The following is a 20,235-nucleotide window of genomic DNA, read 5'->3' as shown; positions in this document are numbered from 1 at the left end:
CGCCTCACCCGCACCTTCGAGGCAGCACCCGCCCCCTGCACCTGGCCCGCTCCCGCTCCGCCGGGCTGGACGCGCTCAGCGGTGCTGGCGTGCAGGTCCTGCGCCGGCGACTGCCACCCACCCGAACGAGCACGTGAAGAACACGAGCACGCCGCGCTGCAAGCACGGTCGCCGCCCGAGGAACGCCCGCTCTCGAGACGATCGGCCCGGCTAGCGGTCACGTCGAAAGGCGGGTGCGGCCCAGTGCGCGGTGCCGCTGCCAGGCTCACGCGATGGACGGTGACGAGGGCCTGCCGCTGTCTTTCGGGTCGCAGCGAACCCGCGAGGTGCCGCGCGCTCCTCAGCCCAGCGCCCGGCGCCTCACCGCACCCGGCGCCCGTCCCGGGCCAGGAAGTACCCCACCGCCGCGGCCACGAGCCCTTGCCCCACGGCCAAGCTGAGCGCCGAGGCCGTCGAGCGCTCCCCGGTGTAGAGCAGCAACCCCACCACGAAACCGATCGCTGCGCCGCTCAGGGCGTACGTGCGCTGCTTGCTGGTCATGATCGCTCCTGGCGGTGGCGGGGCGGTGGCTGGCCGAGCTGGTGCACAGCGTGGCAGCGGTGATCACCGTGCGCGACCCGACGCGCCCCGGGAAACCCCGCCGGTCCGCGCACCGCGCACACCGCGCGACGGGACGCCCACTCGTGCCGGCGGTCTCCAGCGATCACCACCCCGGCACCCCTGCCAGGGCTGGCGCCTCCACCTCCTCACGAGTGGCAGCAACCCGCGGGCCAGGCCCACCAGGTCCACCTCCGCCGCCACGTCCCCGCCGTCGGCCAGGAGCAGCAACCGCGCCAGCTGATCCACTTCACCGTCCCCCAGCGCCGCCGGGTCCTCCAGCGCCCCCAGCCGTCCCACAGCAGCAGCTCGTCGGCCGCAGCGGTGCGCCACCTCGTACAGCACCTCATCGCGCACGAAACCCGCCCCGCACCACGGCGAGCCGGGCGCCACCCCGTACCTGAACGCATCCCTCTCACCGGCGCGCCAGCCCCGCCAGGCCTGCGCGGCCGTGTCGATGTCCGACTTGTCACCGTTGCGGCACGATGCGCCCATGCCGGGCATGGAGCACCGCCTCGAGGACTTCCTGCGGGCCCCGGTGGCCGCCGCCTTCTTCGTCCTGGCCCAGCGCAACGACCTCAGCGCCGACGACCTGGCCGATCCGGCCACCGCCTGCACCGCGGCCAGCACCGCCCTGCGCGAGCTGAACCCCTGGAGCGGCACCGCGCCCGCCGCCCGCACCGCCGCCGTGGACGCCGCCCAGTGCCTGCGGCCCCTGGTGCGCTCGGTCCTGGCCGACGAGCGCAATGCCTGGTGGCAGGCGCCGCTGCGCCGCGAGGCGCAGCTGCTGCTCACCGGGCACGAGGACCAGCAGCCCGCCCCCGAGGCGGTGCCGGTGCCCACCGGTGCCATCGCCGCGTGGGAGACGTACGCCCAGAAACCGCTGCGCTCCCTGATCACCTCCAGCGAGCTGAGCGTGCCGCCTGGGGAGCCGATCCGCTCCAGCGCCCACGCCGAGCTGGCCTGCGGCGCCGGCGACTGGCACCCGCACTACCCCGTGGGCCAGCAGCGCCTGCACGTCGGCGAGGGAGCCCGGGTGGCCGAGGTGCACTGCGCCGCCGACTGGCACGAGCTGGTCGCGCGCTACGGCGACCCGTCCACCCACCCCGGCTCCGACGACAGCCTGGAGCGCAGCGCCGACCTCGACAACGGCCCAGCGCCCACCTGGAGCGCGGTGGCCGAGGACTTCGACGGTGTGCACCTCAGCTTCGCCGGCCTGCTCAGCGCGCTGTACGTGCCCCACACCGGCACCGGCACCGGCACCAGAGCTGGCATCGGCACGACGACGTCGTGGGCCTGGGACTGGGAACGCACGCACTGGATCCGCCCGGTCGTCACCGCAACCACCGAACTGCCAGAGCTGCCCGAGTCCCCGCAGGCGGCGAGCTACTGGCTGTCGCTGCAGTGAGCGGTGGGGGCGCCGTGGAGCACTGCTCGCACGCTCGCTCACGGCGCTGTCGTGGCTGTCAACTCACGCCGGGGCCCGAGCAGCCGCTGCCCGACCCACACCGCGAAGGGTCAGCCGGAGCCGCGCACGAAGCGACGTTCCACGCACCTCGCGGACCCGCGCACCTCGAGGTCGCCCGTGCCCACCCAGCCGGCGCGCTCGTGCACCCCGATCGCCCGCGCGTCGTCGGCGATGACCCACGACTCACCGCGGAGCAACGGCGCCGACCACCCGCACCACGTCGATGTCCGTCTCGCGCCCGGGCTGCGCGGGTGCCCGCGCCTCAGCAGTGCTCGCAGCGAGCCGGCTCAGCCCGCGGTGTTCGCACGGGCGAGGAGGCCCTGCACCAGCCGGGTCAGCAGCCCCGCCCGCGCCTGCTCGGGCCAGGCCGGCGCCACCGCCCCGGCACCGGCGAGGGCGCTCAGCACCGCGACGCGCACCCGCTCGGCGTCCACGTCCACCGCGGCCAGCAACCGGTGCGCCCGGGTGCCCGGTTCCAGCACCGCCAGCCACAGCACCGCAGAGGTCACCTTGCGCCGGCGCGGCAGCGCGCCGGACTCGTGCAGCCGGCTCAGCTTCACCGACGCCGAGTTCAGCGCCTGCTGCCACTCGGGGGTGTGCCGGTTGCGCGGGGGCCGGCGCGCCCGGGAGGGCGCCCGCCCCTCGCCCACACCTGCAGCGGCTTCGCTCGCCGGTGCCAGGAGCCGCTCGGTATCGATGCCCAGGCGCTGCAGGTGCACGGCGTCGTCGGCGCTGCGCTCGACCGCGGAGCGCACCACCTGCACCTCCAGCCCCGGCTCGACACGCACCACCTGCTCGGTCAGCGGCCCGGCCGCGGTCAGCAGGCCCAGCAGCACGTGCTCGGAGCCGTAGGCATCGGCGCCCAGCCGCGTGGCCTGCTCCTGGCTGGCGGCCATGACCGCCGCGAAGGAGTCGTCGTACACCAGCACCCGCGTCACCTCTCCTCGTCCCGTTCCGCACCCGGGCCGGCGTCCGGTGCGGTGTCCCAGCGCCCCGGTCCGCGCGCGCGGCCGTGCTTCTTGTGGACGGTCTGGCGCGTCACCTGCAGCTCGCCGGCGATCTGCGCCCACGACATGCCCTGCTCGCGCGCCCGGGCCACGTGGAGCGCCTCCAGGCGATCGGCCAGCCGGCGCAGCGCCAGTGCCGTGCGCAGCCCGTCGCGGGGATCGGTGGTACCGGCTGCGGCTTCCACCCGGTCCAGGTCCACGATGTCAGCTTCGGCTGACAGCTGCCCACCTGTCAACCTGATCTGACACGCAGCGAGCAGCCGGTCTCGGTCCTGGCCAGGACGTCCCGCGACCGACCTCACCCACCGAGAAGCGGAGGATCACGAACCGCCTTCCTTCACGGCCTCGCACGCCGTTGCCCGCTTTGCGCTCATCGTTGCGCTCACGCAACATGGCAGGGACGAGCAGCGAAGTTGCTGCGTCTGCAGCCGGCAGGCAGCTGTACGCCCCAGCCGCGCCCCGCCCCACCAGTTCCCCCACGACTCCCTCCACGACAGGAGCGAACGCGTGAGCACCTCCCGGACCAGCACCGGCCTGCACCGAGGAGGCGCACGCGACCCGCAACGCCGCCCAGAGCGGCGCGCGCGGCGGCGCGCCGACAAGACCCTGGACCTGCAGCGCCAACGCCGAGAGCCGCTGCCCCGCTGGCTGGCCACGCGCACCAGCCGCCGCGCGCTAGCGTTGCTGCCGGTGCTCACCCTGACCCTGGGTGTGCTCGCCGCCGTGGCCGGCGGCGGCGCGCTGACCGCCCTGCTCATCGGCACCACCTCCGTGGTGGGGAGCTGCGCGATCGCGACGCTGCGCCGGGTGAGCGGGATGCTCGACGCGGCCCCCGAGGAGCTGCTCGACGAGCACGAACTCGGTGAGCGCGACCGGGCCTACCGGCGCGGGTTCCGCCTCACGCTGGTGCTGCTGGGCGTGCTCGCGCTGCTCGCCGTGGTCGACGGCGCCCTGGTGCAGGAAAGCGGGACGCACCTGATCGGCAGCGTCGGCTGGATGGCCCTGACCTTCGCGGCCTTCTGGACAGCCGGCATGCTGCCCGCCGCCGCCCTGGCCTGGCACTGGCACACCCCCGCGGACGAGACCGAGGGGGTCGACGACCTGGTCGACTGAACACCGGTCCGAGGGAGCACCGACCAGCTGCGCCGCGCCCGACGAGGGAGCACGGCCGGTGAACTCCCAGTCCGCCCGGCGCACTCGTCACGCAACCGCAATGAAGATGACCGGGGAACCGCAACACCGGTCCGCGAGGCTGGGCAGCGCTGGACCGAGCACCAGTGAGCCGAGCACTCTCGACGAGCCCGATGACCACACCCGGAGGAGGCACCATGATCACCGCCCCCGTCTTCACCGCCGAGCTGAGCGCCCAGGTCGACCGTGCCCGGGCCGAGCAGCAGGCCGCGCTGCAGCGCGGCGATGCCGAGGCCGCTGAGCTGGCGAGCGCGCGCATCGCGGACCTGCACGAGCTGCACGCGCGCGCGGGATCGCCCACCTCCTGAAAGCTCCTCCCCACCGGCCCTGCAGGCGCGGTGGGGAGGTTCCGGCCGGGGCAGGGGGCCGGGAGCGCCGGGTGGGGGCGGGTCGACGGAGCCCCGCCCCTGCACCGGTGAGCACGCGGGTGAGCGCACCCGTGACCACAGCGAGCGTCGCACCGCGACGGCGGTGCACGACCACCACGGCAGGCGCGCTCGCAGCACGACAGCGGATCCCACCGGTTCGCCCCGCACCTGGTGCCAGCGGCGATGACCGGTTCGAGCACGGCATCACCCGGGTGACCCGGAGACCGCTCACCACCACCGCTCCTCACTCGGCCCGCCGGCCTGCCGTGGCGCTCAGCCTCCTGTGCGCGCTCGACGGAGCTTGACCCGGTTTCCCGGACGGGTTGATCACGACCCAGTTGACTGGACAGCGATCTGAGGAGCCGGTGACTGCTGCAGGGCGTTGTCCTCGAACTCCACGGGACCGAGTTCTCGAACTCCACGGGACGGAGCCAGTCCGAGGCGGAGTGTCGTGGCCGTCGGTCGTGGAACCCTTCGATGTTCCCCCGCTGCGCGGAAGGTGCCCCCATCGAACATCGCGCTGGCGAGCTCGAGGCGGCTGTCTCAGCGTCGACGGTTGACCAGTTCGATCCGCAGCCGTTCCCAGGACGACTCGGCCACTGCGTTGCCGTACGGATCGCCGACACTGCCCAGTAAGGACTGGGGGCACCTCTCACGCGGTGGGGGACGGACCGGCGTGACGAGCGCACTGGGTGAAGGACCACGAGGTGAACTGCCTGGTTTCAATCGGTCGATGCAACACCCACCGCGCTCACGCCGCGATCCGTGGTGCAGCGGCAGCCTGTTGGAGACGTTCACGTGCAGCAGGTAGCGCCCGTCGTCGAAAGCCGTCTTCGCCACCGGCGCCCGGTCCACAGGAAGACCCTGCTCACGGCAGCGCTGTCGCAGCAGGTGCAGCTGCTCGTTGAACGCCTCGGCCACCGCCCGTTCCAGCACCGCCGCTCCTCGCGCCGATCCCTGCGGCGGTGATCGCGTGACGCACACGGCGCTGCCCGCTACGGTGACTCCGGTGATCGCGGTGACGTGCACCCGGCCCCCGTGGTGGACCGGCTCCGGAGCCCGGCACATCCTTCACCGATGCATCCCGCCCAGCAGAGGTGCACGGGTCCCCCCGCCGACGCGCCCGCGCTGACCCCACGGCCGACTCCGAGGAGGTACCCACGGTGGCTCAGTTCAAGGTCTACGGCCGCGAGCACGTCCTGCGCCCGCTGCGCACCCGGTTGTCCGACACCCTGCACGCCGCCGCCGTCGACGTCCTGGGTCTGCCCGCCACCAAGCGCTTCCACCGCTTCTTCCCCATGACCGCGGAGGACTTCCCCACCCCCGAGGGGCGCAGCGAGCAGTACACGATCCTCGAGGTCCTCATGTTCACCGGGCGCACCGTGGCGACGAAGAAGGCGTTCTACCAGCGCCTGTACCGCGACTTCGAGGCGCACCTGGGCATCGGGGCCACCGACCTAGAGATCACCGTCGTGGAGACACCCCGGCACGACTGGGGCATCCGCGGGCGGGCCGGGGACGAGCTGACCCTGTCCTACCGCATCGAGCACTGAGGCCCGTCCGGTGCCGGTTCAGTCCAGCCGGCGCAGCGCGGACGGCTCGTCGAGGTCGACCAGCCACACCCCGGGTCGCGCGTCGGCGGTGACCGCCTCGCCCGTGGAACACCACACCCCGCTGCCTCCTGCCCCGACCCACCCGCCGGTGGGCCCGGCGTGGTTGGCCAGGACCACGGGAACCCCGTGACGGCGGGCCACCTGCGCGGCGCGCTCGGCGTCGGCACCGTACCCGCCCGGGGACAGCAGCACCCCCAGCAGCCAGGCGTCGGCGCCGCCCGCCTCGGCGGCCTGGACGTCGCTGCCGAGGTCGGCGCACACGCCCAGCGCCAGGCGCCGACCGTCCACCTCGAGGACCCGGGCGTCCCGCCCGGGGCTGAAGACGGTGATCTCGTGCTCGAAGAGGGTCCGCTTGTCGTACACCGAGACCCCACCACCCTCGTCCAGGACCAGGGCGGAGAGCCGGCGGCGCCCGGCGCGGGTGGTGGGAGCGCCCAGCACCGCGGTGATCGAGCGCTGCCGGCACTGCTGGCGCAGTCCCAGCAGCCGGGGGTCGTCGACCTCCAGGGTCAGCGCACCGTCCCGGGCGATGTCCCCGGGGACGTACCCCGTCAGCGACAGCTCGGGGAAGAGCACCAACCGGGCTCCGGCGGCCGCGGCGGCGCTGACCGCGCGCACGTGCTGCTCGACGTTGGCCGGCACGTCACCGTCCACGGCAGCGCTCTGGGCCAGGGCGATCAGCACCGCCCCATGCTGACACGAGCCACGGGCACGTCGAAGGCTCGGCGACCGAACGTCGAGGCGCACCGCTGCGCTCGCTCACCACAGGCGCGGTGCTGGAGCCGCAGCGGTCGCGGCCTGCTCGCTCACGAACACCCCCTCGAGCGCTCGTCGTCCCGACCGCTTCTCGCGCGTTCGACCGCGACAGCGAGGACACCCGCCACCCCGGCCGCCACGAGCACCAGCCCGCTGACGACACCCGAGACCCGCTCGAGCCGAGGAAGGTGCTGAGGCACCGTGAACACGCCCAGCACGAACGGCTCCAGCACCGCCCCCACCGGCACGGTCAGACGAGCCAGCAACCCCCAAGGGCCCCTGCGCCGGGCGATGGCCCCCACCGCGCCCAGCGGTCCACCCGTCAGGGCGGCGATCGCGAACCACCCGGCGTTCTGCCCCCAGATGCTCGAGGCGAAGACGCCGAGCATCTGACCGGCCCCGTAGTGCACCACCAGGGCCGTCAGCGAGGCCACCACTCCCGCCAGGACACCGTGCGCCGGACGGCGCACCAGCCAGCCGGACAGGACGGGCAACCCGGCCCAGAGCACGCCGGCGTTGAGCACCTCGCTGACGACCCGACCAGCCGTCAGCAACCCTTGCGCCTCGGCCGCCAGCCGGCTCGCGCCGGCCACGATCGAGGCCAGCGAGAGCAGCGCCAGGACCACAGCGGCGGCCAGGACCAGCCACCACCTCCTGCCCGCCGCGAGCGCAGCGCGGGTGCGGGCGCACCCCCCGTCGGGGAACTCGACTGCCCTTGCCGCACGCACCGGGCGCTCGGTCGGCTTCGGGGTCTCGCGCGGCCGCTCGCTCACGAGAGCTCCTCGACCGCGAGGCGCCGACGGTGCCGACGGTGCCGACGGTGCCGTCGACAGTGGTGTCGAGGCTGAGGGAGCACGGCGTTCAGCAGGACGGCGAGCAGGGCGCTCCGCAGCCCGGCGGGGCCGCAGGTCGCCGCCAGCGCCGGACCCGGGGCCCCGCCGGGAACAGCCCACCACCGGGTCGGCACCGCCGGCGCGAGGGACCACAGCGCGAGGAGCGGCACGGCCGTCAGCGCGCACACGCGAGGCGGCGTGCCGGCACTGTGAGCACGGGCGTGGCCCGGTGCTCCTGCGTCTCCTCCACGTCCTTCACCCTGCCGCAGGGCGGCACCGCCCGGCGGTGCCACCACGCGAACAGGCACCAGCGGTGCACGACCTCTTCACCGACACCCCGCGCCGCGTGGCGTCACCGGCCTGCCCCTGCCCCACCACGACCTCGCCCGTCCACGCCCACGTCACCGCTCGCGCCGTCGCGCCCCGGCCGGAGTCCGGGCTTGACCTTGATGCTGCATCAACCCCGCACTCTGGTGCCAGGAGCCCCCGCGCAGGGTGGGACCGGCTCCCCGAGCAGGAGGCGGACGATGTCGGCTCTCATCGAGAAGGTCGTCGGCGGCATCGGCGACAAGAAGCGCTGGCGGCAGTACGAGGCGCGGGTGCAGGCGCTCTCGTCGAACCATGAGGCGGCGGTGGAGGCGCTGGAGCGGTACCTGAGGCACCGCGCGCTGATCACCAAGGGCGACGTCCTGGTGGACCTGCACGTGGAGCTCGTGGAGGCCTTCGAGCGGGCCGCCGCGCAGGGCACGCCGATCCGCGAGGTCGTGGGCGGCGATCCCGTGCGCTTCGCCGAGGCGCTGCTGAGCAAGCACGCCGCAGGCGGGTGGATCGAGCAGGAGCGGCAGCGGCTGGTCGCCGCGATCGCCGGCGCCGAGGCGCAGAACGGCACTGTCTCGTGAGCACCGCACCCACCGCCGCTCCCGCGATCCAGGTGCAGGGCCTGCGGAAGGCCTACGGCGAGCTCAGCGTGTTGCGCGGGGTGGACCTGCGGGTGGCGCGCGGGAGCATCGTCGCGCTCCTGGGACCGAACGGGGCGGGCAAGACCACCGCCGTGCGCATCCTGTCCACACTGCTCGAGGCCGACGCCGGGACGGTGAGCGTGAACGGCTACGACCTCGCCACCCGACCGGGGCGGGTGCGCGAGTCGATCAGCCTGACCGGGCAGTTCGCCGCGGTGGACGCCGTACTCACCGGTCGCGAGAACCTCGTGCTGGTCGCCAGGCTGCGCCACCTGAAGGACCCGGGGAGGATCGCCGACGAACTGCTCGCCCGGTTCTCCCTCAGCGAGGCGGGCAACCGCAAGGCGTCGACGTACTCCGGGGGGATGCGACGCCGGCTGGACATCGCGATGAGCCTGATCGGGGACCCGCCGATCATCTTCCTGGACGAGCCGACCACGGGGCTGGACCCGCAGGCGCGCATCGAAGTGTGGCGAACCGTGCGGGAGCTGGCCCAGCGCGGCACGAGCGTGCTGCTGACGACGCAGCACCTCGAGGAGGCCGAGGAGCTGGCGGACCGGATCGCGATCCTGCACCGGGGGCGCATCGTCGTCGAGGGCACCCTGGAGGAGCTGAAGGAGCTCCTGCCGCCCGCGAAGGTCGAGCACGTCGAGAAGCAGCCGTCCCTGGAGGAGGTCTTCCTCGCCCTCGTCGGCGAGGACAGGGCGGACCACACCGACGACGGGACGAACAGCACCAGGACCAACGGCACCAGGACCAACGGCGGCGGTGGCGAACGCGCTGCGGACCACGGGAAGAGGTAGGGACGACCATGGCAACGCACACCCTCGCGGACACCGCCAGCCTGACCGGTCGGTCGATGAAGCACATCACGCGCAGCCCCGACACGATCATCACGACCGCGGTCATGCCGATCACGATCATGCTGCTGTTCGTCTACGTCTTCGGCGGCGCGATCGACACCGGAGCGCAGGCGGCGTCGGGCTCGTACATCGAGTACGTGCTGCCCGGCGTGCTGCTCATCACCGTCGCGATGGGCGTCTCCTACACCGCGTTCCGGCTGTTCACCGACGTGCAGGGCGGCATCTTCGACCGCTTGCACTCCATGCCCATCGCCCGCTCGTCGCCGTTGTGGGCCCACGTGCTGACCTCGCTGGCGGCCAACCTCATCTCGCTCGTGCTCGTGGTGGCCGTCGCGCTGCTGATGGGCTTTCGCAGCGGGGCGAGCGTGCTGGGCTGGCTCGCGGTCGCCGGCATCCTGGTCCTGTTCACCCTCGCCCTGACCTGGGTGGCGGTGGTCGCCGGGCTGTCGGCGACGTCCGTGGAGGGCGCGAGCGTGTTCTCCTACCCGCTCGTCCTCCTGCCCTTCGTCAGTTCCGCGTTCGTCCCGACCGCCTCCATGGCCGGACCGGTGAGCTGGTTCGCCGAGAACCAGCCGGTGACCTCGATCGTGAACACCCTGCGCGCACTGCTCGCCGGGCAACGCCCGGAGGCGGGCGCCTGGGTGGCGCTGGCCTGGTGCGTCGGCACCCTCGTGCTCGCCCACGCGCTCGCGATGGCCACCTACCGGCGCAGGAGCGCCTGAGGCACGATGATCTCGTGCTCACCATCAGCCAGCTCGCCGCCCACGCCGGGGTGACCGTGGCGGCGGTGCGTCACTACCACAGGATCGGGCTGCTGCCCGAGCCGGACCGCGACCCCTCGGGGTACCGCAGCTACGACGCGGCGGCGGTGGTGCGACTGATCCGCATCCACGTCCTGGCCGGCGCCGGGGTGCCGCTGGCGCAGGTGGAGGACCTCCTGCACGCCGACGCGCAGGAGTTCGCCGAGGGCGTGCGGGAGATCGACGCGCGGCTGCGCGCCGAGGTCCGCAGGCTGCAGAGCACTCGCAAGCGGCTGGCCCAGCTCGCCGCCGGTGAGCAGCTGGCGCTGCCGGCGAGCGTGGTCGGCTACCTGCAGCGGCTGCGGGACCTGGGGGTGCAGGAACGCTACATCGAGAAGGAGCGCGACGCCTGGATCGTGCTCGCGGCCCGGATGCCCGACCGGATCGACGCCATCATCGCCAAGAAGCACGAGGACCTGGACGATCCCGACCTGCTGCGGCTCTACGGCCTGCTCAGCGGCGCCCTGGACTGGAGCGCCGACGACCCGCGCGTGGTGGAGGTCGCCGACGTGCTGGACCGCATCACCACGCGGGCGTTCGACTCCGGCGACGTCGGCGGTGAAGACCTCGACGACCAGGTGGTGGCCCTGCTGGACGCTGCGGCGGCCCGGACCTCCTCCGCCGCTGAGCGGCTGATGGTCCTGCTGGCGGAGCGGGGCTGGAAGGGCATCACGCGCGTGGAGCGGATCGCCGCCAGGACACCGGGCACGTAGCCCGGCCACCGGCCGGCACCACGGACCAGCAGCACCACCGCCGCGGCGGTGGAGGACCAGCCCGCGACCACCTCGGGCGTGGTGCACACCGTCGCGGAGGTCGCCACCGGCAACCTCGGCCCCGGTCGGAGCACACCCCGCTCGCCGAGCGGTCCACCGGCGGTGTCGTGGTCACGGGGCTGCGGTGACGACCCGGTGGGTGCCCGCTGCCAGTTCCCGGTCGTCCTGGCCGGGCAGGCGCAGCACGGCCGTCGTCCCGGCGGGCACCTCGACCTCGGTGACCAGGGAGGCGGCGTCCTGCTCCCAGCGCACCGCCAACCTGCCGTGGGGGGTCTCCAGGGCGGCCCGGGACCAGCTCAGCCCACCGCCGGGCCGGGGAGCGATCAGGGCTCGCCGGTAGCCCGGCTCCAGCGGAGCCACACCACCGACGGTGCGGTGCATCCAGTCGGCCACCGCGCCCAGCGCGTAGTGGTTGAAGGAGGTCATCTCCCCGGGGTTGACGGTGCCGTCGGGCAGCATGGAGTCCCAGCGCTCCCAGATCGTGGTGGCGCCCATCGTGACCGGGTACAGCCACGAGGGACACCCGCGCTCGGTGAGCAGGCGGTAGGCGTCCTCCAGGTGCCCGGTGCGGGTGAGGGCGTCGGTGACGTACGGGGTTCCGGCGAAACCGGTGGAGATGCGGTAGCCGGCCTCCTGCACGACCTCCGCCAGGCGCTGCCCGGCCCGGGCCCGCTGCTCGCCCTGCAGCAGCCCGAACTCGATGGCCAGAGCGTACACGGTGGCGCAGTCCGAGCGGACCAGACCCTGCTCGTCGACGTAGTGCTCGCCGAAGGCCGCGCGCACCCGCTCGGCCAGCGCGCTGAAGCGCTGCGCGTCCTGCTCGTGGCCCAGCACGCCGGCTGCCTCGGCGACGGTGCGCGCCGAGCGGTAGGCGCAGGCGGTGGCCACCACCGCCTTGTCGGCCTTGGCGGCGGCGGGGTCGTGCGGCGGGGCGTCGGGGTCCAGCCAGTCGCCGAACTGGAAGCCGGTGTCCCACAACCCGGTGGGCGAGAGCAGGGACTCCACGCGCTCGACGTGAGCGGTCATCGCCGGGTACTGCTCGGCCAGCACCTCGCGCTCGCCGTAGGCCTGCCACAGCGCCCACGGCAGCCAGACGGCCACGTCGGACCACACGGCGGTGCTGTCGGGGTCGGGGAAGTCCTCGATGGGCGGCAGGTACTTGAGCACGTCGGGCACGACGAAGGCCACCAGGCCCTCACGGGCGCGCTGCTCGGCGGCCAGGTCGCGCATCCAGTCGCGCAGGAAGTCCTCCACGTCGTACAGGTACGCGGCGGTGGGGGCGAAGACGGCCAGGTCACCGGTCCAGCCCAGCCGCTCGTCGCGCTGGGGGCAGTCGGTGGGCACGTCGACGAAGTTGCCCCTGGTGCTGCGCACGACGTTGCGGTGCAGCTGGTTCAGCAGCTCGTCGGAGCACTCGAACTCCCCGGTGCGGCGCAGCTGCGAGTGCACCACGACCGCCTCCAGCGCCGGCGCGAGGTCGGCGGGGATCCCGGTGCCGTCGTCGCCGGGCCAGCCGTCGACCTGCGCGTAGCGGAAGCCGTGGAAGGTGAACGTCGGCTCGAAGGCGTCCCGGCCCCCGGAGAGGGTGAAGCGGTCGGTGGCCTCGGCGCTGCGCAGGGGTCGGGTGCCCAGCTCGCCGTGCTCGAGGACCTCCGCGTGCCGGATCGTGATGGTCCGCCCGCGCTCACCGCTGACGGTGAAGCGCAGCCAGCCCACGAGGTTCTGGCCGAAGTCGACCAGCAGCCGTCCCGAGGGTGAGCGGAACACCCGCTGGGCGGTGAGCACCTCCTGCCGGCGCACCGGGGGGCCGACGTGCTCGGTGAGGGTCGTGGTGTCGAAGTCCACCGCGCGCACCCCGCTCCAGCCGTCCTCGGTGCCGGAGGTGGTCGACCAGGCGGGGTCCAGCAGGCGGGCGTCGGTGCTCTGCCCGTCGTAGAGGTCGTCCGCCGTGACCGCCGAGGCGCACGAGCGCCAGGTCTCGTCGGTGACGACGTGCTGGATGTGGCCGTCGGCGAACGCGATCTCCAGCTGCGCGAAGCCGGCCAGGGTGTCGCCGTAGTAGGCGCGCCCGCCCCGCCAGCCCAGCCGGCCGCGGAACCAGCCGTTGCCCAGAGCCAGGCCGAGCACGTGCTCACCGGCCTGCGCGTCGTCCCAGCGATCCGCGTCCTCACCCTCCGGTGCACCGGCTGCGGCGAGGGCGTCGGTGACGTCGTGGGTGCGGTAGCGCAGACGCCACTCGTAGCTGCTCCACCCCGGGCTGAGGACGTCCTCGCTGACGGCACGGCCGTCCAGGTACGTCTCGACGACACCCTGGGCGCTGACGTGCAGGACGGCGTGGACCACCTGCCCGTGCCCGCGCTCGAGGGCGAAGCGGCGGCGCAGCAGCGGGGCGCCGGCGCCGCTGCCACCGGTGGGGTCAGCGGCGATCATCGTGGCGTGCCAGGTGGGCATGGGTCCTCCGTGCTGGGTGCGGGCGGGTTCGAACTGCTGCGGGCGGGGCGGGGGCGGGTCGCGGCGCGCTTCAGGCGGGCTGCGGCTGATCGGCGGGAACGGCGGCGACCTCGAAGCGGTGCCGGCCGGCGCCGACCTCGCTGAGCGGGCGGCCGGGCAGGTCGATCGTGGCGCTCACCCCCAGCGGCACCTCGACGTCGACCACCAGGCCCCCCACGCCCCCGCCGGCGCCACCGGTGCGGCGCCAGCTGACCGCGGCGGTCCCGTAGGGCGTCTCGTGGCGCGCCGAGGCCCGGTGCAGGTCGACGCCGGGGCGCGGGCGCACCAGCAGGCGCCGGTAGCCGGGTGCCGCCGGGGCCAGCCCGGCGATCGTGCGGTGCACCCAGTCGGCGATCGAGCCCAGCGCGTAGTGGTTGAAGGAGGTCATGTGGCCGGGGTTGACGGTGCCGTCGGGCAGCATGGAGTCCCAGCGCTCCCAGGTGGTGGTGGCTCCCATGCCCACCTGGTACAGCCAGGACGGGCAGCCGGTCTGCGTCAGCAGCGCGTGGGCGACGTCGTCGTGGCCGGTCAGGGTCAGGGCGTCGGTGACGAGGTTGACCCCGGCGAACCCGGTGGCCACCCGGTACCCGTCGGTGCGCACCAGCTCGGCCAGGCGCTGCCCGGCCGCGGCGCGCCGGTCGTCGCCCGGGTCGGCCGGCAGCAGGTCGAAGACGACGGCCAGGGCGTAGGCGGTCTGCGCGTCGCTGCTCAGGCGCCCGAGCGGGCGGGCGTGCTCGCGCACGAAGGCGTCGCGGACCTCCTGGGCCAGCGCGGCGTAGCGGGTGGCGTCCTGCTGCTCGTCCAAGACTTCCGCGGTGCGAGCCAGGGTGCGCGCGGAGTGCGCGAAGTAGGCGGTGGCCACCAAGTACCTGTCGGTGCGCGCGGCCGCGGGTTCCTCCGGCGGGGCGGCCGGGTCCAGCCAGTCGCCCAGCTGCAGCCCGGTGTTCCACAGCCGGCTCGGCCCGGCCAAGCGCTCGATAAGGTCCACCCACGCCTTGGCGCTGTCGTACTGCGTGCGCAGCACCCCGATGTCGCCGTAGCGCTGGTGCAGCACGTGCGGGGTGAGCACCGCCACGTCGCCCCACACCGCGCCCGGTCGCGGCGGGTCCCAGAAGGCCGCGGGGATCATCGGCACGTACCAGGGCACGGTGCCGTCGGGCAGCTGCTCGGCGGCGACGTCCTTCAGCCAGCTGCTCAGGAAACCGGCGCAGTCGTACAGGAAGGTCGCCGTGGGGGCGAAGACCTGGATGTCGCCGGTCCAGCCCAGGCGCTCGTCGCGCTGGGGGCAGTCGGTGGGGATGTCCACGAAGTTGCTGCGCATGCTCCACACGACGTTCTCGTGCAACTGCTCCAGCCGGGCGTCGGAGCAGGTGAACCAGCCGGTGCGCGCCATGTCGGAGTGGTGCACGCGCGCGATCACGTCGCCCTCGCTCAGCCGCCCGGGCCAGCCGGTGACCTCCACGTAGCGGAAGCCGTGCACCGTGAAGCGCGGCTCCCACTCCTCGCCCTCGGGCGAGCCGGCCAGGACGTAGCTGTCGGTGGCCGCCGCCGTCTGCAGGGGTCGGGTGTACAGCTCCCCCTCTTGCAGGACCTCGGCGTGGCGCAGCTGCACGCGCTGGCCGGCGGCCCCGCGCACGCGCAGGCGCACCCGCCCGGCGAGGTTCTGCCCGAAGTCCAGGATCGTGGCTCCGGACGGGCTGGTCAGCACCGCCACCGGCAGCAGCTCCTGGGTGCAGCGCACCGGCGGCCCCTCGGCGGCCACCAGCGTGGCCGGCTCGCGCGAGTAGGTGCGCACCCCCACCCAGCCGGCGTCGTCGAAGCCAGGGCGGGAGAAACCCCCCGTGCCCCTGGCCGTGCCCGTGCCCGGTGCGGCCAGGCGGGCGTCGTGGTGCTCACCGTCGTAGAGGCTGCTCGCGGTGATCGGCGAGGGCGCGGCGCGCCAGCCGGCACCCCCGCCCGCCGCACCCTCGCCCGCCGCACCCTCGCCCGCCGCGCCGCCGGCCGGGTTCGGGCCGGTGGCGATGACGAGGCGGCGCCCGTCGACCAGGTCCACCTCCAGCTGCGCGATCAGTGCGGTGCGCTGCCCGTACAGCTCGCGGTTGCCGCCGTGGGTGCCGTAGCGGCCGCGGTACCAGCCGTCGGCCAGCCAGGCGCCCAGGGCGTTCTCGCCCTCGTGCAGCAGGGCGGTGACGTCGTGGCTGCGGTAGCGCAGGCGGTGGTGGTAGCTGGTCCAGCCCGGGGCGAGGACCTCCTCGCCGACGCGCTGACCGTTGACCTCGACCTCGACCAGGCCGTGGGCGCTGAGGTGCAGGCGGGCCCGGGCGAGGGGTGCGGGCAGGGCGAAGCCGCGGCGCAGCAGCGCGGGGCGGTGGTCGGCGCCGGGGTCCTCGTCCCAGTCCGGGCCGACGGGCACAGCCACCCAGTCGGACGGTTCCAGCAACCCGGCCTCGATCTCCAGCGGGGTGCTGAAGGCGGTGGGCTCCGGCCGGTCGGCGCTCCACAGGCGCACCTGCACCGCCACCCGCTGGCGCGAGCGCAGCGGGGCGCCCGGCCAGGGCACCAGCACGCTCTCGCCGGACTCGACCCGCCCGCTGGACCACCCCGGCGTCCCGGTGCCCGGCGGGATCACCGGCAACGTTCTGATGAGCACCTCGTGGGCGACCTGCCGCCACCCCTGAGGCACCGCGCCCGCCGGGCGCGCGATCCAGCTCAGGCGCGGGCGGGCTGTTCCCAATCCCAGCAGGGGCCGGCCGTGCTCGGCGCGCAGGTCGGTGACGACGACGTCGGTGCGGGCGTCGGTGCGGGCGTCAGTGCGAGCGTCGGTGCGAGCGTCGGTGCGGTGGGGCATGCGGTTCCGTTCACGAGAGCGGGGCGGTCGTCGCCGACCGGCCAGGGGGTGCGGGAGGACGAGCGCGCCGGCGGGTGCGGTTCAGCCCTTCACCGCGCCGGAGGTCATGCCGGCGACGATCTGGCGGTTGAAGAACAGGTACAGCACCAGCGGCGGGATCGTGATGAGCAGGACGTCCATGAACAGCAGGTTGTAGCTGGAGACGTTCTGGCTCTGGAAGTTGAACAGCGTCAGCTGCACCGTGGCCCCGGCGTCACCGGGCAGGAAGTACAGCGGGGTCTGGAAGTCGTTGAAGACCGTCACCGACTGCACCAGCACGACGGTGACCAGCACCGGGCGCAGCAGCGGCAGGATCACGCGGAAGAACAGCCGCAGCGGACCGGCCCCATCCAGCACGGCCGCCTCGTCCAGCTCGCGCGGAATGGTGGAGATGAAGGCGCGGAAGAGCAGGATCGTGAAGGAGAGCCCGAAGGCGACCTCCACCAGGATCAGCCCGGGCATGGTGCCGAACAGCCCCAGGCGCTGCAGCACCCAGATGGTCGGCACGATCGCCGGCGGCATGATCAACCCGGCCAGCACGAGGAAGTTGACCGGAGCGGTCCAGCGGGTCTTCCTGCGCTGCAGGACGAAGGCGACCATCGAGCCGAGCACCACCATGAAGGTCACCGAGGCCACAGTGAGCACGATGGAGTTGATGAAAGCGATGATCAGCAGGTAGTCGCGGGTCTGGACGACGTCGACGAGGTTCTGCCAGCCCTGGAAGGTGCGCGGCAGCGCGAAGCGGAACTCCCCGGCCTGGCGGGCGTCCATGAGCGCGGTCAGCACGATGAAGGCGAAGGGGACGATGAAGACGACGACGCTGAGCACGATCGCCAGCCCTCCCACGCCGTAGCGGTACAGCGCCGCCCGGGGCCCGCCGACCCGTCCGCCACCGGGGCTGGACCCCTCGGCGGTGGAGGGACGGCTGAGCGCGCCGGTGGGTCCGGCAGGACTGGAGGCGGGGGTGGTGGTGGAGCTCACAGCTCGACCTCCTTGCGAGCCAGGAACCGCGTCAGCGGGAACACGATGGCAATCACGGCCAGGAAGAGGATGACGTTGCCGGCGGTGGACAGGCCGTAGAAGCCGGCCTGGTACTGCTTGTAGATCACGCTGGCGATGACGTCGGAGGTGAAGCCGGGTCCGCCGCGGGTCATCGCCCAGATCAGGTCGAAGGAGCGCAGGCCCCCGATCAGGGACAGGGTGATGACGGTGGAGGTCGCCGGCCAGGACAGCGGGAAGATCACGTTGCGGAACAGCGTCCAGGAGCCGGCACCGTCGACCCTGGCGGCCTCGTAGTACTCCTTGGGGATGGAGACGATGCCGGCCATGTAGATCAGGGTGGCCAGCCCCACGCCCTTCCACACGTCGACCATGGCCACGGAGAACAGCGCCAGGTCGGGGTTGGTCAGCCAGCCGGGACCGTCGATGCCGATGACGGCCAGGGCGGCGTTGATGGCGCCCTTGGTGGGGTTCATCAGCACCTGGAAGGTGATGCCGACGCCGACGGAGGAGACCAGGACGGGGAAGAAGACGACCGCGCGCAGGTAGCCGCGCCCGAGGATCCGGCTGGTGAGCAGCATGCCCAGCCCCAGGCCCAGGACGACCTTGGCGGTGGAGGTGATCACCGCGTAGACGAAGGTGTTGACGAAGCCGCGGGTCAGGGCCGGTTCGGAGAAGAACTGGGTAAAGTTCTCCAAGCCGATGAACTGCGAGTCGAAGATCGTCCAGCGGGTCAGGGCGAAGTAGAAGGAGAGCAGGGTGGGGACGATGAACAGCGCGCCGTAGACGATCGCGGCGGGCAGGTAGAACCACCCCGGGTAGGGGCTGTGGCGCCGGCTCGCACCGTGCGGGGCGGAGGCGCTGCGCCTCGCACGGGACGTCGCAGGGGTCGTCGCGGCCACGCGCATCACCTCTCGTCGATCCTCTCCCACCGGCCGCCGCCGGGCGGCAGGACAGCGGTGGACCTGCTCACCAGCCCTCCAGACCCAGCTGCTGGGCCTGCTTCTGCACGTCCTGGTCGTACAGGGCCGCACCGTCAGCGGCGGTGCGGATGCCCGAGCCGACCTCGACGAGGATCTGCTCCAGCGCCGGGCCCTTGATCGGCGAGAGGTACTCCAGCGCCGGGGACTGCTTGCCGGTCTCGAAGTAGGCGCTGACGTCCCGGGTGATCTGCGGCACGTCGGCGGGCAGTTCACACCCCTCGACCAGGTAGGGACCGGTGGGCACGCTCTGCTCGGACTGGATGTCGCAGGAGGCCGGCGTGGTCAGGTAGTCCAAGAACGCCTTGGCGGCCTCCAGCTGCTCGCCCTCGGTGCTCTTGGGCACGTAGACCCCGCCGGGGAACCAGGCGGTCAGCCCGTTGGTCGCCGGGTCGTCACCGGGCAGGGCGAAGAAGCCGATGTCACCGATCCTCTCCGGCGCCACGCTGAGGATGGTGGCCACGTTCGTCGACAGCAACGGGTACTGCGCCCCGGTGCCCTCGGCGAGCATCCGGATGCCGTCCTCGACCTTGGCCGAGGCGAAGTCCTCGTTCACCAGCGCCTTGTCGTGGACCTCCTGGGTGTGCTCGAAACCCTTCAGGGCCACGGGGTCGGTGGCGTACTCGGCTCGCCCGGCGGTGTAGTCCTGCGCGAAGGAGGGGTTCGCGGCGGCGACGTTGTGGAAGTCGCCGAGCACCAGCAGCTGCGAGGTCCAGGTCTCGGCGTAGGTCTGCACGACGGGGGCGATCCCGGCGGCCCGGATCTTCTCGCTGTTGGCGATGAAGTCCGCCCAGGTCGTGGGCACCTGCAGGCCCAGCCGCTCGTAGACCTCGCGGTTGTACAGCACCCCGCCGCCGAAGGCGGTGCCCATCGGCACGCCGTACACGTCCTGGCCGGCGCTGACCTGCGGCTCGAAGCTGTCGTCGACCCGGTCGAGGAAGGCCTCGCCCGTGACGGGCGTCAGGGTCGTCTGCGGGGCCAGCTGCTGGAAGAGGGAGCCGGCGTTGTAGGCGAAGACGTCGCTCATGCTGCCCGTCTGCAGGCGCGTCTTGAGCAGGTTGTCGCCCTCGGCGCCCTGCGGGCGGGTCTCCACCTCGACGCGGACCTCGGACTGCGAGGCGTTGAAGTCCTCGGCCAGGGCTTCGGCGGTGGACACGGTCTGCGGGGCGTTGTCGACCAGGAAGGTGATCGAGGTGCCCGAGCCGTCGTCGCCGGACGAGCCTAGGCTGCCGGCGCTGCAGGAGGTCAGCACGGCGGGAGCCAGGGCGAAGGCGGCCAGGCCGGTGAGGGCGCGAGAGCGACGGGTGCGAAGTGCCACAGGAGTCTCCTCATCGAGACGGTCCTCCGGCGGCGGACGCCGCCGGATTGAGTGAGACGTTTCATTTACGACGCGCCCTCACCGTACGAGGCACTCGTGGACCCGTCAAGGGCTGACGCCGATCCCGCGCGCCGACGCGCACAGCGCCGCGTCTCAGCGCGCGTCACGTGCGCGCGTCACGGCGCGCGTCACGTGCGCGCGTCACGGGCGCGCGTCACGGGCAAGACCGGAAGGCACGCACGAGGAACCGCGCGGGGAAGCGTGCGAGGAACCGGCGGAGGGAACGACGGAGAAACCGCCTGGAGCGAGCGCGTCGGGGAGAACGCGTCGGAG

The 20,235-nt window shown here is 73.2% G+C and carries 20 protein-coding genes; 8 read left to right on the top strand and 12 right to left on the bottom strand.

All coding sequences use genetic code 11. From position 1 onward, the window contains the following. Positions 1 to 360: 360 nt before the first annotated feature. Positions 361 to 540, bottom strand: coding sequence for a hypothetical protein (locus tag ACRYR7_RS03750; protein WP_432570722.1), 180 nt, complete (start codon positions 538 to 540; stop codon positions 361 to 363). 550 nt (positions 541 to 1,090) lie between these two features. Between ACRYR7_RS03750 and ACRYR7_RS03745 the strand changes: the two genes are divergently transcribed. After that, positions 1,091 to 2,005 (top strand): hypothetical protein, encoded by a 915-nt coding sequence (locus ACRYR7_RS03745; RefSeq protein WP_432570721.1) that lies wholly within the window; start codon positions 1,091 to 1,093, stop codon positions 2,003 to 2,005. Positions 2,006 to 2,115: 110 nt separating this feature from the next. On the opposite strand, the gene ACRYR7_RS03740 is transcribed toward ACRYR7_RS03745, so the two are convergent. The 3 genes from ACRYR7_RS03740 to ACRYR7_RS03730 form a co-directional block, all read right to left on the bottom strand. Then, positions 2,116 to 2,262, bottom strand: coding sequence for a hypothetical protein (locus ACRYR7_RS03740; RefSeq protein WP_432570720.1), 147 nt, complete (start codon positions 2,260 to 2,262; stop codon positions 2,116 to 2,118). Between the two features lie 90 nt (positions 2,263 to 2,352). Further along, on the bottom strand, positions 2,353 to 3,003 hold the full coding sequence (locus ACRYR7_RS03735; RefSeq protein ID WP_432570719.1) for a Clp protease N-terminal domain-containing protein: 651 nt from the start codon (positions 3,001 to 3,003) through the stop codon (positions 2,353 to 2,355). Continuing rightward, positions 3,000 to 3,272 carry a helix-turn-helix domain-containing protein gene (locus ACRYR7_RS03730; protein WP_432570718.1) on the bottom strand — a complete coding sequence of 91 codons (273 nt, stop codon included), beginning with the start codon at positions 3,270 to 3,272 and terminating at the stop codon, positions 3,000 to 3,002. Before ACRYR7_RS03730 ends, ACRYR7_RS03735 begins: the two co-directional genes overlap by 4 nt. A 307-nt stretch (positions 3,273 to 3,579) precedes the next feature. On the opposite strand from ACRYR7_RS03730, the gene ACRYR7_RS03725 reads away from it, so the two are divergent. Continuing rightward, the gene (locus tag ACRYR7_RS03725; protein WP_432570717.1) at positions 3,580 to 4,185 is read left to right on the top strand and encodes a hypothetical protein; all 606 of its coding nucleotides are present in this window, start codon (positions 3,580 to 3,582) and stop codon (positions 4,183 to 4,185) included. Between the two features lie 215 nt (positions 4,186 to 4,400). Next, complete coding sequence (locus ACRYR7_RS03720) at positions 4,401 to 4,571, top strand: hypothetical protein (protein ID WP_432570716.1); 171 nt, start codon at positions 4,401 to 4,403, stop codon at positions 4,569 to 4,571. Between the two features lie 603 nt (positions 4,572 to 5,174). Here ACRYR7_RS03720 and ACRYR7_RS03715 read toward each other — a convergent pair. Further along, positions 5,175 to 5,567 carry a hypothetical protein gene (locus tag ACRYR7_RS03715; RefSeq protein ID WP_432570715.1) on the bottom strand — a complete coding sequence of 131 codons (393 nt, stop codon included), beginning with the start codon at positions 5,565 to 5,567 and terminating at the stop codon, positions 5,175 to 5,177. A 227-nt stretch (positions 5,568 to 5,794) separates the two neighbouring features. Between ACRYR7_RS03715 and ACRYR7_RS03710 the strand changes: the two genes are divergently transcribed. Beyond that, positions 5,795 to 6,184, top strand: a complete 390-nt coding sequence (locus ACRYR7_RS03710) for a tautomerase family protein (RefSeq protein WP_432570714.1) — start codon at positions 5,795 to 5,797, stop codon at positions 6,182 to 6,184. Positions 6,185 to 6,202: 18 nt separating this feature from the next. Here the strand turns inward: ACRYR7_RS03710 and ACRYR7_RS03705 are convergent, their stop codons facing one another. Then, positions 6,203 to 6,928 carry a carbon-nitrogen hydrolase family protein gene (locus ACRYR7_RS03705; protein WP_432570713.1) on the bottom strand — a complete coding sequence of 242 codons (726 nt, stop codon included), beginning with the start codon at positions 6,926 to 6,928 and terminating at the stop codon, positions 6,203 to 6,205. Between the two features lie 122 nt (positions 6,929 to 7,050). Continuing rightward, positions 7,051 to 7,773 (bottom strand): hypothetical protein, encoded by a 723-nt coding sequence (locus ACRYR7_RS03700; RefSeq protein WP_432570712.1) that lies wholly within the window; start codon positions 7,771 to 7,773, stop codon positions 7,051 to 7,053. Between the two features lie 587 nt (positions 7,774 to 8,360). On the opposite strand from ACRYR7_RS03700, the gene ACRYR7_RS03695 reads away from it, so the two are divergent. Genes ACRYR7_RS03695 through ACRYR7_RS03680 form a run of 4 tightly spaced genes read left to right on the top strand, consistent with a single transcriptional unit; the run spans position 8,361 to position 11,168 of the window. After that, a complete protein-coding gene (locus ACRYR7_RS03695) occupies positions 8,361 to 8,732 on the top strand; it encodes a DUF1048 domain-containing protein (protein ID WP_432570711.1) in 372 nt (123 codons plus the stop codon). After that, complete coding sequence (locus tag ACRYR7_RS03690; RefSeq protein WP_432570710.1) at positions 8,729 to 9,595, top strand: ABC transporter ATP-binding protein; 867 nt, start codon at positions 8,729 to 8,731, stop codon at positions 9,593 to 9,595. Before ACRYR7_RS03695 ends, ACRYR7_RS03690 begins: the two co-directional genes overlap by 4 nt. Before the next feature lie 8 nt (positions 9,596 to 9,603). Beyond that, entirely contained in the window at positions 9,604 to 10,377 is a 774-nt protein-coding gene (locus ACRYR7_RS03685; RefSeq protein WP_432570709.1) for an ABC transporter permease, read from the top strand. A 14-nt stretch (positions 10,378 to 10,391) separates the two neighbouring features. Next, a complete protein-coding gene (locus ACRYR7_RS03680; protein ID WP_432570708.1) occupies positions 10,392 to 11,168 on the top strand; it encodes a MerR family transcriptional regulator in 777 nt (258 codons plus the stop codon). 171 nt (positions 11,169 to 11,339) lie between these two features. Here ACRYR7_RS03680 and ACRYR7_RS03675 read toward each other — a convergent pair whose 3' ends face one another. From ACRYR7_RS03675 to ACRYR7_RS03655, 5 genes are all read right to left on the bottom strand, one after another. Beyond that, positions 11,340 to 13,679 carry an alpha-L-rhamnosidase gene (locus tag ACRYR7_RS03675; RefSeq protein ID WP_432570707.1) on the bottom strand — a complete coding sequence of 780 codons (2,340 nt, stop codon included), beginning with the start codon at positions 13,677 to 13,679 and terminating at the stop codon, positions 11,340 to 11,342. A 70-nt stretch (positions 13,680 to 13,749) separates the two neighbouring features. Continuing rightward, positions 13,750 to 16,566 (bottom strand): family 78 glycoside hydrolase catalytic domain, encoded by a 2,817-nt coding sequence (locus ACRYR7_RS03670; protein ID WP_432570706.1) that lies wholly within the window; start codon positions 16,564 to 16,566, stop codon positions 13,750 to 13,752. A gap of 81 nt (positions 16,567 to 16,647) precedes the next feature. After that, positions 16,648 to 17,466 (bottom strand): carbohydrate ABC transporter permease, encoded by an 819-nt coding sequence (locus tag ACRYR7_RS03665; RefSeq protein ID WP_432570741.1) that lies wholly within the window; start codon positions 17,464 to 17,466, stop codon positions 16,648 to 16,650. 116 nt (positions 17,467 to 17,582) lie between these two features. Then, the gene (locus ACRYR7_RS03660; RefSeq protein WP_432570705.1) at positions 17,583 to 18,512 is read right to left on the bottom strand and encodes a carbohydrate ABC transporter permease; all 930 of its coding nucleotides are present in this window, start codon (positions 18,510 to 18,512) and stop codon (positions 17,583 to 17,585) included. A 61-nt stretch (positions 18,513 to 18,573) separates the two neighbouring features. After that, complete coding sequence (locus ACRYR7_RS03655; RefSeq protein WP_432570704.1) at positions 18,574 to 19,902, bottom strand: ABC transporter substrate-binding protein; 1,329 nt, start codon at positions 19,900 to 19,902, stop codon at positions 18,574 to 18,576. Positions 19,903 to 20,235 lie beyond the last annotated feature (333 nt).

It is taken from the genome of Kineococcus gurbantunggutensis, from assembly GCF_050871925.1.
In the GTDB taxonomy this organism is placed as follows: Bacteria; Actinomycetota; Actinomycetes; order Actinomycetales; family Kineococcaceae; genus Kineococcus.
Note: the sequence above shows the minus strand (reverse complement) of the source record. Positions and strands in the feature narration are given on the sequence as shown.